The organism is Panacibacter ginsenosidivorans, from assembly GCF_007971225.1.
Taxonomy (GTDB): Bacteria; Bacteroidota; Bacteroidia; order Chitinophagales; family Chitinophagaceae; genus Panacibacter; species Panacibacter ginsenosidivorans.
Window position 1 is genome coordinate 4,226,385 of record NZ_CP042435.1, and the last position, 16,109, is coordinate 4,242,493.

Annotated in this window: 16 protein-coding genes; all 16 read left to right on the forward strand. The window is 39.4% G+C overall.

The window, feature by feature from the left end; genetic code table 11:
• Positions 1-40 precede the first annotated feature (40 nt).
• The 16 genes from FRZ67_RS17740 to FRZ67_RS17815 all read left to right on the forward strand — a co-directional run bounded on the left by FRZ67_RS17740 (position 41) and on the right by FRZ67_RS17815 (position 16,029).
• The gene (locus FRZ67_RS17740; RefSeq protein WP_147191740.1) at positions 41-919 is read left to right on the forward strand and encodes an N-acetylneuraminate synthase family protein; all 879 of its coding nucleotides are present in this window, start codon (positions 41-43) and stop codon (positions 917-919) included.
• A gap of 8 nt (positions 920-927) precedes the next feature.
• On the forward strand, positions 928-1,656 hold the full coding sequence (locus FRZ67_RS17745; RefSeq protein WP_158638398.1) for an acylneuraminate cytidylyltransferase family protein: 729 nt from the start codon (positions 928-930) through the stop codon (positions 1,654-1,656).
• A complete protein-coding gene (locus FRZ67_RS17750) occupies positions 1,646-2,617 on the forward strand; it encodes a Gfo/Idh/MocA family protein (RefSeq protein ID WP_147191744.1) in 972 nt (323 codons plus the stop codon). Before FRZ67_RS17745 ends, FRZ67_RS17750 begins: the two co-directional genes overlap by 11 nt.
• On the forward strand, positions 2,607-3,431 hold the full coding sequence (locus FRZ67_RS17755) for an SDR family oxidoreductase (RefSeq protein WP_147191746.1): 825 nt from the start codon (positions 2,607-2,609) through the stop codon (positions 3,429-3,431). The genes FRZ67_RS17750 and FRZ67_RS17755 overlap by 11 nt, the downstream gene beginning before the upstream one ends.
• Positions 3,425-3,922 carry a 3-deoxy-D-glycero-D-galacto-nonulopyranosonate 9-phosphatase gene (locus tag FRZ67_RS17760; RefSeq protein ID WP_147191748.1) on the forward strand — a complete coding sequence of 166 codons (498 nt, stop codon included), beginning with the start codon at positions 3,425-3,427 and terminating at the stop codon, positions 3,920-3,922. The genes FRZ67_RS17755 and FRZ67_RS17760 overlap by 7 nt, the downstream gene beginning before the upstream one ends.
• 310 nt (positions 3,923-4,232) lie before the next feature.
• Positions 4,233-5,651 carry a CDP-glycerol glycerophosphotransferase family protein gene (locus tag FRZ67_RS17765; RefSeq protein WP_158638399.1) on the forward strand — a complete coding sequence of 473 codons (1,419 nt, stop codon included), beginning with the start codon at positions 4,233-4,235 and terminating at the stop codon, positions 5,649-5,651.
• A complete protein-coding gene (locus tag FRZ67_RS17770) occupies positions 5,648-6,610 on the forward strand; it encodes an alpha-1,2-fucosyltransferase (protein ID WP_147191752.1) in 963 nt (320 codons plus the stop codon). Before FRZ67_RS17765 ends, FRZ67_RS17770 begins: the two co-directional genes overlap by 4 nt.
• A 17-nt stretch (positions 6,611-6,627) precedes the next feature.
• Positions 6,628-7,512, forward strand: coding sequence for an ABC transporter permease (locus FRZ67_RS17775; RefSeq protein ID WP_147191754.1), 885 nt, complete (start codon positions 6,628-6,630; stop codon positions 7,510-7,512).
• A 35-nt stretch (positions 7,513-7,547) separates the two neighbouring features.
• The gene (locus FRZ67_RS17780) at positions 7,548-8,540 is read left to right on the forward strand and encodes an acyltransferase family protein (protein ID WP_147191756.1); all 993 of its coding nucleotides are present in this window, start codon (positions 7,548-7,550) and stop codon (positions 8,538-8,540) included.
• 138 nt (positions 8,541-8,678) lie between these two features.
• On the forward strand, positions 8,679-9,953 hold the full coding sequence (locus FRZ67_RS17785; RefSeq protein WP_147191758.1) for an ABC transporter ATP-binding protein: 1,275 nt from the start codon (positions 8,679-8,681) through the stop codon (positions 9,951-9,953).
• 4 nt (positions 9,954-9,957) lie between these two features.
• Positions 9,958-10,560 carry a class I SAM-dependent methyltransferase gene (locus tag FRZ67_RS17790; RefSeq protein ID WP_147191760.1) on the forward strand — a complete coding sequence of 201 codons (603 nt, stop codon included), beginning with the start codon at positions 9,958-9,960 and terminating at the stop codon, positions 10,558-10,560.
• A 30-nt stretch (positions 10,561-10,590) separates the two neighbouring features.
• Complete coding sequence (locus tag FRZ67_RS17795) at positions 10,591-11,406, forward strand: glycosyltransferase family 2 protein (RefSeq protein ID WP_147191762.1); 816 nt, start codon at positions 10,591-10,593, stop codon at positions 11,404-11,406.
• A 14-nt stretch (positions 11,407-11,420) separates the two neighbouring features.
• A complete protein-coding gene (locus FRZ67_RS17800; protein ID WP_147191764.1) occupies positions 11,421-12,596 on the forward strand; it encodes a glycosyltransferase family 4 protein in 1,176 nt (391 codons plus the stop codon).
• 16 nt (positions 12,597-12,612) lie between these two features.
• Positions 12,613-13,509 (forward strand): alpha-1,2-fucosyltransferase, encoded by an 897-nt coding sequence (locus FRZ67_RS17805; RefSeq protein WP_147191766.1) that lies wholly within the window; start codon positions 12,613-12,615, stop codon positions 13,507-13,509.
• Positions 13,506-14,711, forward strand: a complete 1,206-nt coding sequence (locus FRZ67_RS17810) for a glycosyltransferase WbsX family protein (RefSeq protein ID WP_225975386.1) — start codon at positions 13,506-13,508, stop codon at positions 14,709-14,711. Before FRZ67_RS17805 ends, FRZ67_RS17810 begins: the two co-directional genes overlap by 4 nt.
• 202 nt (positions 14,712-14,913) lie before the next feature.
• Positions 14,914-16,029, forward strand: coding sequence for a glycosyltransferase WbsX family protein (locus FRZ67_RS17815; protein ID WP_147191768.1), 1,116 nt, complete (start codon positions 14,914-14,916; stop codon positions 16,027-16,029).
• The last annotated feature ends 80 nt before the right edge of the window (positions 16,030-16,109 follow it).

The window sequence follows — 16,109 nt, forward strand, 5'->3', positions numbered from 1 at the left end:
ACAAATTATTTCATGCTTGTCAATATAAAAAGTAAGTTCTATGATAGCCCCCCATTATAACAAACCAAAAGTAATTGCAGAGATCGGCTGCAACCATATGGGCGATTTTGAAATTGCCAAAGACCTGGTGAAACTTGCCAAAGCGTGCGGCGCGGATTATGCAAAATTTCAAAAGCGACATCCAAAAGAATTGCTTACAGAAGAGCAGTATAATACACCGCATCCGGTTGCCTATAATGCTTATGGTTCAACGTACGGGCAACACAGGGAATTTCTTGAACTTAGTGCAGCACAGCACCGGTCGCTAAAGATCTATGCTGAATCTATTGATATTGGTTATGCCACTTCTGTATGGGACATAACATCAGCCAATGAGATCATTGCATTAGAGCCTGACTTTATAAAAGTACCTTCTGCCTGCAATAATAATTTTGAAATGCTTGGATTACTTCGTGATAATTATAATGGTGATGTGCATATATCCTTTGGTATGACAACAAAAGATGAGGAAGAAATTGTAGTGAATTTTTTTGAGGAAAAGGATGCAGGTAAAAGATTGGTATTGTATAGTTGTACTTCGGGGTATCCTGTTCCATTCAATGATGTGTGCCTGATGGAAATTGTAAGACTCAAAAATAAATTCGGAGAAAGGGTTCAGTCTATTGGTTTTTCGGGTCATCATCTCGGCATTGCGATAGATGTGGCTGCTTATACATTGGGTGCTGTGTGGATCGAAAGACATTTTACCAAAGACCGCACCTGGAAAGGCACTGATCATGCAGCATCGCTTGAATTACCAGGTATGCAAAAATTAATAAGAGACCTTTATCATACTTATGAGGCGCTTGGTTATAAGCAGGAAGAGATTCTTGCCATTGAAAAGGTGCAGCGTGAGAAATTAAAATACAGAAGCAGGTAAATAAAGTTTTGGAAATTTTAGCCATCATACCTGCAAGGGGCGGCAGCAAAGGTTTGCCGGGGAAAAATATTCGTTTACTAACCGGTCATCCTTTAATTGCATACAGCATATTGGCTGCCCAACAATCAAAATATATTACAAGAACCATTGTTTCTACTGATGATGAAAATATTGCTGCAGTTTCAAAGCAATATGGCGCAGAACTTCCTTTTATAAGGCCATCAGCAATTGCGCAAGATCTGAGTACCGACTTTGAAGTATTCACGCATGCATTAGAATGGTTACAGGAAAATGAAAATTATATTCCTGATTATATCGTGCAGTTAAGACCTACATCTCCTGTGCGGTTGAATGGGATGATAGATCAGTGTATCAATAAAATGTTGCAGCATCCAGAAGCAGACTCTTTACGCATTATAACTGAAGCGCCGGTAACGCCCTATAAAATGTGGCTTGCAGCAGATAATGATACAGCAATGAGACCGTTGTTAACACTTGATGGTGTAACAGAATCTTATAATATGCCCAGACAAAATTTACCAAAAGTTTACTGGCAAACAGGAACGCTGGATATTATAAAGACGAATGTTATTACAGAAATGAAAATGATGTCGGGCAAAATGATATTACCACATATCGTTCCCTCTTATCTCGCTGTTGATATTGATGATCTAAAAAGTTTTGAGCAAGCAGCAGAGGTCATTGCTCAATACGATTGTATAAAGTTTGAGAACTAATAATCAAGCCATTCTTGTTATTGGTGCAGGCTCTATAGGTGAGCGGCATATCCGTAATCTATGGCAACTTGGCTATAATAATATTATCGTTTACCGTCAACGTAATCTTCCATTCAGAGATATTGGTGAAGCACGGGTAAAGTTAATTTTGGAATGGAATGAAGTAGTTACTCAACGGCCATTTGCAGCCATTATCTGCACACCAACTGCACAGCATCTGCAACAAACGCAACAATGTCTTGACGCCAATATGCATGTATTGGTAGAAAAGCCTTTATCACATCAATTGTTTGATAAGGAACAACTCATCACTCTCTTAGGAGAAAAAAAACTCTTACTGCAGGTTGGTTATATGTTGCATTATCATCCTTTGCTACAAAAAGTGAAATCTTTTATTGAAGCAAAAACTTTTGGTAATGTTATTAATATTCAAACTTACTGGGGAGAATATTTGCCAGACTGGCATCCATGGGAAGATTATAGAACATCTTATGCCGCCAATAAAGAACATGGCGGCGGTGCTGCACTTACCTTAAGCCATGATGTTGACCTGGTGAACTGGTTTATGAATGCATTACCGAAAGAACACAAAGTAATGCACAACTACGCTTCAACACTTAAAGTAAATACTGACAGTGCGTTTGATGCATTATTATCTTACGCAAACAGAGCAACTGCTCATGTGCATGTAAACTTTTGCCAGAAAGTTCCCCAACGCTGGTATAAAATAGTTTTTGACGAAGCGGTGATCGATATAGATTATTATCAGGCTTCTATGAAAATTTCAACCAAGGAAAATATTCATGAGGAGCAACTCAGCAACTTTGCCAGAAACGAACTGTTTATTGATGAATTGGAAGATTTTTTTAAAAGAATTGAAACAGGAAACTTTACTGGCTTTTCAAAGCAGCAGGTGGAACAATCTTACAGTATTATAAAAATTTGCCAGCATGAACAATAACCCTGTTAATATACAGGATGAAGTAATATTGGTTACCGGTGCATTTGGTTTGATCGGTAAACAGATCAGCAAAGCCTTTTTACAGAACGGTGCTAAAGTTGTGTTGGCTGATATAAATGTAAATGCATTAAATGCAATACAAGATGAGTTTGCTGAATTATTTTCAACAGATAATTTCCTTGTAACGCAACTTGATATTACTGATGAGCAAAGTGCAGCGTCAGTAGTACAGCAAACGGCAGATAAATTCGGAAAGCTTGATGTACTCATCAACAACGCGGCCATTGATGCAAAGTTTGATAAAGATGGTATGAGTAAAGTAAATCAAAGCCGCTTTGAAAATTATCCTGTTGATCTGTTGCGCAGATCAGTTGATGTAAACCTGACCGGCACCGTAATTATGACACAGGCTGCCTGCAAACAAATGCTGACACAGGGTTTCGGCAATATCATCAATGTAGCATCAACCTATTCTGTGGTGGCGCCGAATCAAAACCTATATGATTTTGGAAATGGTATTGAAAATTTTAAACCTATCGATTATATCGCATCAAAGTCATTTATACCAAACTTCACCCGGTATATTGCCACATTTTACGCAGTCAATAATATTCGCTGTAACGCAATCGTGCCGCATGGCGTGTACAATAATCATGATCAAAAATTCCTGGATAATTTTTCTAAAATGTCGCCAATGGGCAGAATGTGCAACCGTGAAGAACTGGAAGGACCTTTTATTTTTTTGGCATCAAAAGCGAGCAGCTATATGACGGGTTCTGTAATGATGGTTGACGGAGGATGGACAGCATGGTAAAGATCAAACTTTTTTTATCTGATGTTGATGGAGTGTTAACCGATGCGGGTATGTATTACACAGAGAGCGGCGATGAATTTAAAAAATTTAATACGCATGATGGCATGGGTTTTACATTGCTGCGTAAAGCGGGAATTAAAACAGGCATGATCACATCAGAGAATACAAAGATCGTTGAGCGCCGCGCCGCTAAACTAAAAGTGGATTATCTATACCAGGGCAAAGAGTTTGGCGATAAACTTTCCGCTGCGCTGGATATATGCGCGAAGGAAAATATCAGCATCAGCGAAGTGGCATACATCGGTGATGATATCAATTGCATTTCTTTGCTTCAAGCAGTTGGTGTCGCGGCTTGTCCAGCCAATGCTCTGCCCAAAATAAAAAACATAAAAGGTATCATTCAACTGGAAAAAAAAGGCGGCGATGGTGCAGTACGGGAATTTATAGAAATGCTTTTTGATAAAGAATGGTTTAATATAAATGCAGAATAAAATTAATGATGGATGCATTATGAACCAGGCTATAGTAATATTATTAGGCTTCCGTTGCGTCGCACTCTTGTACTGCAATAAATGGATCGTCATAGCGAGGAGTGCAGCATGGGCTTGGGGATTAGGGCGACGTGGCTATCTTTTGAAATAACGGTTAGCTATAATGAGATTGCCATAGCCCATAGCTTACACACAAAACCTTGCATGGGCCTCGCAATGACGATAAAAGAACAGAATGTACAAGTGAGTGACACAACAGACGATGCCAAAAGCTCCCACAGCACGCAAACAAAATTTTCTTTTAAAGCCAATGTCTGAAAATAAAACCAAACCACGTGTTATCATTCCCATAGTAGGGCAGGGCTCTGTTATACATGTGATACGTACAGGCATGCTGGACAGGATGAGTGAATTTGTAACACCGGTCGTTGCCATGCTTTGGGAGCAACCTGATCTTATAGAAGAATTAAAAGCAAAAGGTTATGAAGTAACATTAATGCCCACTTATAATGTAACCGCAGCATACTATGCATTAAGGGCAAAGATCACATTGTGGTACAGCAAGTATGTATTGAAATCTCCCACGCGCATCATCCTGCGCAGTTATCTTGATCTTTACCTGCCTGCAAAAAAAGTATGGAAAAGAAAACTGAAAAATGCATTGCCTGAATTCCTGTTTGCAACATGGCCGCCTTATATAAAAAGACTTATTAAGCAGGAAGGAGTTTTAATAAAGCAACAACCCTGTTACGACGCTTATTATACATGGGTAAGGTCTTTACAGGCGGATAGTATTTTTACCATTACACCCTTTTTGCAGGAAGTAGAATTGGTGGCACGCATTTTAAAAGAGCAGGGTAAAAAAGTAATGGCATCTATTCATTCCTTTGATAATATCACCACGCGGCAATGGCCCGCTTTCTTTTTTGATCATTACCTCGTCTGGAACAATATCAATAAAGCAGAACTGGAACGCATTAACCCTCAACTAAAAACGAATAATGCTATCACCATTTGCGGTGCAGCGCAGTTTGATTTTCATTACAAACCAAACTTTACCTGGAGCCGCGAAGAATGGCTTGCAAAGCTTGGATTACCTGCGGATAAAAAAATTATCCTTTATGCAGGCGGCCCGGTTTCATTGTTCAAAGATGAACCACAATATTTAGCGCATCTTAATGAAGCATTTAAAGCAGGTAAAATAGATGCATCGGAAGCGGTTATCCTTTTTCGCAGTCACCCGTTGGATAAGAAAGAAAGATGGCATGCATTGGTAGGAGATTCACCCTATATCATTTATGATGCGGCACAATCAGGCAAAGAGAAATTTGATCACACCAATGTTACGGAAGAAGATATCCGCAAATTAATGTCTACTGTAAAGCATGCAGATGTACAGATCAATTTCACTTCTACCATGACCATTGACGGCAGTGTGTTTTACCGGCCGCAGATCGGTCCTTATTATACAGAGCTTGATAAGGCACGCAAAGAAAAACTCACCCGCATGATGTATATGCAGGAGCATTACCTGCCCATCACCAAAAGCGGCGCTATCAATATGCCTGCATCAAAAGAGGCATTTATTCAAATGGTCAGTGAGGCATTACAAAATCCTGCCAGATACACGCAACACTGTGATGATTGTTTAGACACTATGATCACTTATAAAGACGGTCAAACAACCGGCAGGGTAATAGCCGCATTGAAACGGTTTTATAACGCATGATCATCGTAAGAATTTCAATGGGCCTGGGTAACCAGCTATTTCAGTACGCAGCAGGCAAGGCATTGTCGCTGGAAAAAAATGTTCCCCTTAAAGTTGATATCGCCTCTTATGGCGGTTATAAGCTCAGGAATTATGAGCTTGAAAAAAGTTTTGATATTAATACGCCTGTAGCCACGCCAACAGAAATTCAACACTATTATTATCCACACCCCGTTAAAAGGGTTTGGAACAATTTATTTCCATCCAGAAAAATGCGTGTACTGGGTTTGCGTTATGATGAGCCGCCGCTGCAAAAGAAATTGCTGCAGGCACATGATCTTCTGTTACCACCACATAAGCGCACCACTTATATAGAACCGCATTTAAATTTTGATGCGCATTTTTTTAAAGCAAACGATGATATCTATCTGCAGGGTTACTGGATGAGCTGGCGCTATTTTGAAAAATATGATGAGACGATCAGGAAAATTTTTACAATACATAAACCCGTTGTAGCGCACCTTGAAAACATTGTTGATGACATTCACGCACAGAACAGTGTAAGCATACATATACGCCGCACCGATTATACCAGCGCAGCAGTTATAGCGTTGAAAGGACAGACCACTATGGGTTTTTACAAAAACGCCATAGACATTATTGAAGCCAAAATAAATAACCCCGTGTATTATATGTTCTCAGATGATATAGAATGGGTGAAAGAAAATTTTCCCATGCAGGATCGAATGGTGCATTACATAGATAATAGTATCAGCAATTCAGCTATTGAAGATTTTTACCTGATGCAACAATGCAGGCACAATATCATTACGCACAGTACATTCGGCTGGTGGGCAGCCTATCTTAATCCAAACAAGGAGAAGATGATCATTGCACCAAAAAAATGGTTCATCAAAAAGAGCCATAATGATAAAGACATTTGTCCGCCATCATGGATCACTATAGAAAATAACATATAAGCAGCATCAACGCTTTTATGCATAACTCATTTACAGAACAACAGCTACAGCAGGAAACAGAACAGTGGACAGAGATAATTACGCCACGTAACAAACTTTTTGATCTGCGTTTAAAAGAAGTATGGCATTACCGCGACCTGCTGGGATTATTTGTAAAACGCGATCTTGCCGCACAGTATAAACAAACGGTACTTGGCCCTTTGTGGCATATTGTGCAGCCGGTACTTACCACCATTATGTTCCTGGTGGTGTTCAATAAGATCGCACATATACCTACTGATGGCATACCTGCCGTAGTGTTTTATATGAGCGGCATTGCTATGTGGAGCTATTTTTCCACCTGCTTAACAGGCACTTCGAATACTTTTATTTCCAATGCAGGCATCTTTGGTAAAGTATATTTTCCCAGGCTGATCACACCGTTGTCGATCATTACTTCTAATCTTATCAAATTTTCCATACAGTTTGGATTACTGGTAGCAGCCATGCTGTATTATGCTTATACCGGCGATATGAAAATTGATATAGGGATGCATACATTACTGATACCTGCCGTATTGTTTGCAATGGCGGGCCTTGGCCTTGGCCTCGGCATCATCATATCATCCCTTACTACCAAGTACCGCGATCTTACGGTACTGGTAAATTTTGGTGTGGGCTTATTAATGTATGCCACACCGGTTGCCTACCCTTTATCTTATGTAGAGAAGTCATCGTATAAAACACTCATACTGCTTAACCCGCTTTCCTCACTTATAGAAACCTTCCGCTATGCGGTATTGGGCAAAGGCACTTTTGACCCGATGCTGTTTGGTTATAGCTGTTTGTTTATGGTGGTAATATTATTTTTTGGCATGATCATTTTTGGCAAAGTGGAGAAGACCTTTATGGATACGGTGTGAGAGGTGAGATTGTCAGACGTGAGTTGAACTAAAAAATGGAAAGAAATCTTACATTGGATGTATTAAGAGGTATTGCAGCCATGGCGGTTTTATTATTTCATTACACGTATGGCTACCGCGAATACTACGGACATATTTTAGATCCCAAGTATGATTTTATTTATGGTAACCTGGGTGTTGAATTATTTTTTATGATTAGTGGGTTCGTGATATTTTCCTCGATTGCCAAAGTAAACAATGCAGGCGATTTTATATTCAGGCGCTTTTCCCGAATCTATCCAACGTTCTGGTTTTGTATGCTTGTTTCTTTTTTCCTCGTCATTATTTTTTTACCGGGCACTGTTAAAAATTACCAGCTAAAGTGGACCGCCACCATGATCTCTTCTTTCTTTGGATGTAAGCCTACCGAAGGAGTTTACTGGACATTGCTTTACGAATTTTTCTTTTATATGCAAATTGCTTTGTTGCTATTTTTTAAGCAAATTGACAACATAGTATGGTGGGGCATTTTGCAATTAAGCCTGGTATGGATCAATGTATTTATATATGCATTCAGCGACCGGTTTTGCATGGCAGCAAACCTCAACTGGGGCATGCTTTTTTTTGCTGGTATTCTTTTTTATAAATTAAAAAATGCTGATAATAAAAGAAGATGGAGCGTGCATCTCTTACTTATGCTTTGTTACTTTACATCCTGCATCACATTGCATTCGGCTGCTGAAAGGATTGCTGTATTTATTTTTTTTACTGTTTTTTATTTATTCTGTTTTGGTATACTAGATTGGGTGCAATGGAAGCCATTTGTTTTTTTAGGCTCTATATCTTACCCGCTTTATTTACTGCACATGAGTATCGGTTATATCATCATGAATGCCATAAAAAACTATTTTACTTTCAGCCCGTTCATTTTTATCTGTATTCCCGTTATAGTAGTTATCCTGCTGGCATGGCTGGTTCATCGTTTTATTGAAGTGCCCACCAACAGGTACCTCCGTGGCAATAAATACCTGGTCTTACTTTTTAGTTGAAGAAGGGTAGAATCAAGCATTTTTTCCTTGTTATATTTTAGCTTTTATCAAAATGGCATCGTTCCTTGCGTCGCACACTTGTACAGTAAAAATTAATCAACATTAATACATTGACAGTCAAAAACGCCAACTGGTACCATGAGTAACACTGTTATTAAAGTAGAATCCCTTTCCAAACAATACCGTCTTGGACAGGTTGGCCGTAAAAGCCTTTCACACGATATCAACCGCTGGTGGTATGGTATCCGCGGAAAGGAAGATCCGTATTTAAAGATCGGGGAAGAAAACGACCGCAGCAAAAAAGGCAGCACTGAATACGTATGGGCATTACAGGATATCAACTTTGCTGTGCAGCAGGGGGAAGTACTCGGCATCATCGGCCGCAATGGTGCAGGTAAATCAACGCTTTTAAAAATATTATCAAAGGTTACGGCACCCACCACGGGCAATGTGAAAATAAAAGGGCGCATTGCCTCTTTGCTAGAAGTTGGTACAGGCTTTCATCCTGATCTCTCAGGCCGTGATAATATTTTTCTTAACGGTGCGATCCTGGGTATGACCAAAAAAGAGATCACTGCAAAATTTGACGAGATCGTTGATTTTGCAGGTGTGGAAAGATACATCGATACGCCTGTGAAACGTTATAGCAGCGGCATGTATGTGCGTCTTGCATTTGCAGTAGCAGCCCATCTTGAACCTGAGATACTCATTGTTGATGAGGTGCTTGCTGTTGGTGATGCAGAGTTTCAAAAAAAATGTTTGGGTAAAATGAAAGATGTAAGCGAGAAAGATGGCAGAACCGTTTTATTTGTAAGCCATAATATCGCTGCGGTAAAAACATTGTGTACGCAGGGTTTACTGCTGGAAAATGGTTTGCTGTCGGTAAATGCAACGGCAGAAGAAGCTATCAGGCAGTACCAGCAGAATACGCAGAGCATTATCAGTAACGAAGCATTAACGGGACATGTAATGTTAGAAGGCCCGGGTTTGCTTGAGCTTGTATGCAAAAGTAAAAGTTATGACACAGCTACGTTTCTTTTTGGCGAGGCAATACAAATTAATATGCATTGGCATTTTATTGATTCACTGAAAAGCAGGGTTATTTCTCTGAGGATCTACAACACTGCAGATGAACTGATGTGCGGATTTAATACACTTTATGACAAGTACATTACCAGTATGGAAGAAAGCGGTTCTTATTATATTGCCCTGGACATTGTAAATACATTTGCGCCGGGTACTTATTATATATCTGCAGGCTCTTATATAAGACCACATACCAATGAATTTATCTACAACAAAGTAGCCGGTTTTGAAATATCGGAAGAACCAAAAGAAAAAGATATTCTACCCAATATAATGGGTGGCCCCAAATTTTACAGCCCGTTTAGCTGGGTCATTAAAAAGCAATAGTAACATGCTATCATTTTTACAAAAACAAAAGAAGCATATTCAATACGACCAGGCTGGCCTGGCAACAGCACTTGCCAGGGTTACCGGTCAAATAAGCCATGCAGAATTATTTACACTGTACAGGCATGCCCTTCAGTTGAGTAAAGGTGCTGTGGTGGTTGAAATAGGTTCTTACCGGGGTAAATCATCTATAGCATTAGGACTGGCAGCGCGGCAGTCCGGGGCAAGGGTGTACTGCATAGATCCACATGATGATTATGTAGGTGTGGCCGGCGGTGTGTTTGGCCCTGTGGATCTGAAAGATAAAATTGCCAACATACAGCAATTTGATCTTGGAGATATCATCTTCCCGGTTTGCTTAAGTTCATTTGAGGTGGGTAAGATCTGGTCAAAACCTATAGATCTTTTATGGATAGATGGTGATCATTCCTATACAGGAGTGTCCACTGATTTTTACCAATTCTCAGTCCATGTTAAAAAGAATGGTATCCTCATTTTTCATGATAGCCATATGGAAGGAATTAAACAGCTTATGTCGGAGATAGATATAAATAGTTTCCGTAAAATCGGCGAGGTTGATTCCATGACCATTTATGAAAGGCGCTGATCGTTACCTGACAGTATTCAAAATGAGCACATGCATCATCCACTAATATCTGTAATAACGCCCTGCTATAATCAGGGGCAATATGTAGAAGATGCTATACAAAGCATTCCTTATGAAAAAGTAAATTTTGACATAGAGCATATTATTATTGATGATGGCTCTACTGATAGTTTCTCCCTTCAGAAATTTAAGGAACTTGAAGAAAGTGGTACCAACATTATTCACCAGGAAAACAAAGGCCTTGCAACAACAAGAAACATTGGTATATCAATGGCGAAGGGCAAATACATTATTCCATTAGACGCTGATAATAAACTGAACGATGTATATTTTACAAAGGCAATTGATATACTGGAGCAGCATGATAACATTGATGTTGTGTATGGTGACTTTACTGTTTTTGGCACCGGGCAAAGAACGCATGAAACGGGTGATTTTGATATCTGCAATATGATCGAATGGAATAAGATTGATGCCTGTGCCATTTTTCGTAAATCAGCTTTTGACAGAGTTGACGGTTATGATACCAACATGGTATTTGGCTGCGAGGATTGGGACCTGTGGTTAAACTTATACTTTAACGGCTCCAATTTTTATTACTTACCCGAAGTAGCTTTTTATTACCGGGTAACCTCACAATCCATGCTGCAAAATATTACAGAACCTAATAAGCAGGTGATCAGGCAGTACCTCTATAAAAAGTATCATCAACAGATCATTGAAGTGCTTTTAAAAAGAAAAAATGATGCGGAAGCATATAGCAGGCAATTGTTGAAATATAAAAACGCAGAAAAGCAAACAATAAAAGCAACTCTAAAATTATTGCTAAAGGGCAGTATTATTTAGCGATCGGATAAACCATGAATGTGCTGATTGCTATAGGCAGTTTTTATGATGGCGGCGCTGAAATATTTGCTATAAGGCTTGCCAATGCATTAAGTGAAAGCAGGCAGGTTGTTTTTGTGGAACTCCAACCTTATGAAACAGACAAGAAAAGCCAGCGCAAACTTTTATCTCCGGCAGTGAAAGTGATACAGTTGGGAAAAAATGTTCCTGGTTTCCTTTTACATAAATATCTTAGAAAAGGAAGGGTGCGGCAAAGATTGAAGCATTATTATAATGCCTCGGTTGAGCAAACTTTTGGCAAGGTGCTTAAAGAATATAATATACAAGTGGTGCACAGCCATTGCCTGCAAACTGATATTTATTTTACCAGGCTTAAATCAAAATATTCTTTTAAACTGGCCACAACCCTGCATGGACATTATGAGCTGGAACAAAAAGAAAAGTTGTTGGGTTTGTTTGAAAGTAACCACATGCAGGAAAGAACGGATAAGTATGTTTGGGTTACACAACAGCAAAATGAAACGCTTGATAATTTGAAAGTGCCAAACAAAAAAAGAAATAAAATATATTATGGTATTCCGGGAGATATTGCAAAGGCATGCACGGTTTATACACCGGATGAGCCATTGAAAATTGTCATGGCTGCCAGAGGCATTCCCGAAAAAGGATGGAAAGAAACTATTGATGCCTGCCTGCTGCTCTTAAAAAAATTTCCCGGCAAACTACAGCTTACATTATTAGGAGATGGTGTTTTCATAGATGAATTACGATCGCTTTATAATCACACTGCTATTCATTTTTACGGTTATATTGAGGATGTACTGCCGTTTATTGAAGATGCACATATTGCTGTATTGCCTTCATACTATAAAGCAGAGAGTTTACCAAACTCCATTATTGAATATCTTTTTTGCGGCAAGCCCGTGATTGCAACAAGCATAGGCGCTGTGGAAGAAATGATCAGCTATAACCATGAAAGAGCGGGCATCCTGATCGGTCTTGTACATGAAAAAGTTGCTGTGCAGGATATTGCCGATGCCATACAGGTATATCTTGAGAACCCGGAACTGGTTGCACAACATTCAGTGATTGCTTTACAGGCGGCACAAAAATTTGACATGAAGCAATGCGTGGATTCGTATACGGCTTTGTATGAAGAAATGCTTAACGAACCTGTAATGCAACAGTGAAAACTATCAGTGTGTAATGGTGGTTATTGATCATAAGGCCGGGCAACTTGCCAACAGGTTGTTCCAGTTCTCTTACTTTATTGCACATTCACTTGAACACGATTATAAACTTATCAATCCCTGTTTCGAAGAATACAGGGACCTGTTTGAAACAACCAGCAAGAGCAATTTTGACACAGGTAATATACAGCTTGCCTTTTCGCGTAACTTATTTATCAATAAAAAACTTACACAGCTCATTAACAGGCTTAGAAGACCAGCATCAAAAAATAACAGCAAGCTCTTTTTTTTTGAATTTCATAATATCAGGCAACAGTACGACCAACAGCATAAAGTGTTTGATATGTCTGATGCTTCTTTTGTAAAAAAAGCAAAACGGAAAATATTATTTGCAAAAGGTTGGCACTACAGGGATACAGCAGCATTAATTAAACACGCAGATACTGTCCGAAAAATTTTTACACCATGCGACATATTTATGAACCAGGTGAAAAATGTTGTTGCAGCAACAAAAAATTATGATGTGCGTATCGGGGTACATTTAAGGAAAGGCGATTATGAAAACTTTTTTGAAGGACGCTGGTTTTATGATGACACTGTTTATGCACAAAAAATGCAGGCTTTACAAAATACATTTGCAGCACAAAAAAAGACCTGTGTATTTATTTTGTTTTCAAACGAAATTATTGATGCAACAAGTTTTGCCGGGTTGAATATTTTAACGGGCCAACGACCGGCAATCACAGATCTCTACAGCATGGCTGCATGCGATTATCTTGTCGGGCCACCAAGTACGTTTACGATGTGGGCCTCTTTTTATGGCAGCGTTCCCTTACTTATTTTAAAAAATAAAGACACTATACCAGCAGTCGAAAATTTTAAGATCGCTAACGGGATAGAAGCATTCTTTTGAGCACATTCACCAACATAGATATCAGAGCCATTGCTATTTATTTGCCACAGTTTCATCCTATACCGGAGAATGATGCCTGGTGGGGAAAAGGTTTTACCGAGTGGACAAATGTTACCAAAGCAAAACCTCTGTTCGAAGGGCATTACCAGCCACATCTGCCTGCTGATCTTGGGTTCTACGATCTGCGCATTGCAGCAGTAAGAGAAGCACAGGCAAAACTAGCCGCGGCACATGGCATATATGGTTTCTGTTATTATCATTACTGGTTCAATGGTAAACAATTACTGGAAAGACCCTTTAAAGAAGTATTTGAAAGTGGCAGACCCGATTTCCCTTTTATGCTTTGCTGGGCCAATGAAAACTGGACAAGGGTTTGGGATGGCGGGGATAAGGAAATACTGATGCAGCAGGAGCATTCAGCAGCAGATGATATAAAACATATACAAACATTATTGCCCTATTTTAAGGACAAGCGATACATAAAAGTAAATGGCAAACCTGTACTGGCTATTTATAGATCAGCCTTGTTACCCGATATAAAAAATACGCTGCTGTTGTGGCGTAAAGAAGCAGCAAAAGAAGGAATGGAATTGTATATCTGCCGCTTTGAAAGTTTTGACTTTCATGGTGCTGCCTGTATGGAAGATGGTTTTGATGCAGCCATTGATTTTGAACCACTGGGCAATAACCTGCGCCAGTATAAGAACTGGCGACTGACACAAAAGCGAAAACAATTTTATTTCCGGTGGAAAGACCGTTTCTACAAAAAAGTGATACAAAGAACTTCTCCTGCTTTATATAAAAAATATTACCGGGAAGTTTTAAAACCAAACATGATCGATTATGCAGATTATGCTGCTTTTGCGGCGAACGTTCCTTTGCCAAACTATACTTTTTATCCCTGTGTAAGCCCGATGTGGGATAACAGTGCCAGGAGAAAAAAAGATCCTATTATTTTTTATAACTCAAGCCCTGAAGCTTACAAGTCATGGCTTGAATCGGTTCTAAAAAAATTCAAACCGTACAGTAAAGATGAAAACTTTGTCTTTATCAATGCCTGGAACGAATGGGCAGAAGGCAATCACCTGGAGCCTTGCGCAAAATGGGGAAGGCAATATTTGCAGGCCACAAAAGATGCGCTGGAAACCATCAAAACGCAAGCTGAAAAATATTATGATCATTTTGCGCATCGTCCTCTCTGAGAGACGATGCTAAACTGAAACCATGAAAACGCAAGTTGAAAAATATTATGATCATTTTGCGCATCGTCCTCTTTAAGAGACGATGCTAAAACCGGAAACGGTATTGCCGCATAAAGAAAAGAAAGTACAAGTGTGCGACGCAACGAAAGCTTAATGCTTTTGCTGCTGCATAGCACACAAAAAATAATTCCTGTTTTATAAAATGCCCAGGCTTATTGCATATTACCTTCCGCAATATCATCCGATACCAGAGAATGATGCATGGTGGGGAACCGGTTTTACAGAGTGGACAAATGTTGCAAAAGCAAAGCCCTTATTTAATGGTCATTACCAGCCACATTTTCCTGCTGATCTTGGCTATTATGACCTGCGTGTGCCTGAAGTAAGAGAGCAACAGGAGGCAATGGCCAGGCAATACGGCATAGAAGGTTTTATGTATTATCATTACTGGTTTGGTAATGGACGTGTGTTGCTTGAACGACCCATGCAGCAAATGTTGCGGGCAAAAAAAAATAATTTCCCTTTTTGTTTATGCTGGGCCAATGAAAGCTGGAAAGGTGTGTGGCACGGCGTATCAACGGGTAAAACGTTGATTGAACAAACATATCCCGGTAAAAGCGATTATGAAAAACACTTTTATTATTTGCTGGATGCGTTCAACGATGAGCGTTATATAAAAGTGGATAACAAACCGGTGTTCAATGTATATATGCCTTTGAATCTTCCGGATATACATGAATTTGCCAACACGTTTCATGAACTTGCCATAAAAGAAGGATTTAGCGGCATGTATTTAATTGGCAGCCGTTGCCCTATCGACTGGAACCCTTGCCAGTATGGGTTTTCCGGGGTTATTGGTTCAGAAATGGCAAACCTTCGCATTAAGCAACGTTCTTATTTCAGTAAGAAAAAAATATACCTGGTAAAAAAAATTCAGTCGCATACACAGCAGCTTGCAAAAAAAAAGATGTTTGCGCCTAACAAAATTCCATTGGTTACTGCGTATGAAAATATTATTGACCAGCTTATAACAGACAAGACTTTTTCTTTTGATTATTATCCATGCGCAGTGCCTAACTGGGACAATACACCCAGAGCAGGCGCAGATGGTTTGGTGTTTCACCATTCTACACCCCAGCTTTTTGGAAAACATTTGCAACATGCCTTGCAGAAAGTTTCGCATTTGCCAGCTGAAAGACAATTTGTTTTTATTAAATCGTGGAACGAATGGGCAGAAGGCAATTACCTGGAACCCGATCAGCAATTTGGTTATGGTTACCTGGAGGAAATAAAACAACAGTTGCAGGCAATTGCTTAATCAGAAAATTTTTATGAGTCCGGCTTTTGTAAAACTATTAAGCTTCTCTTGCGTCGCACACTTGTACGGCTGGTTATTGA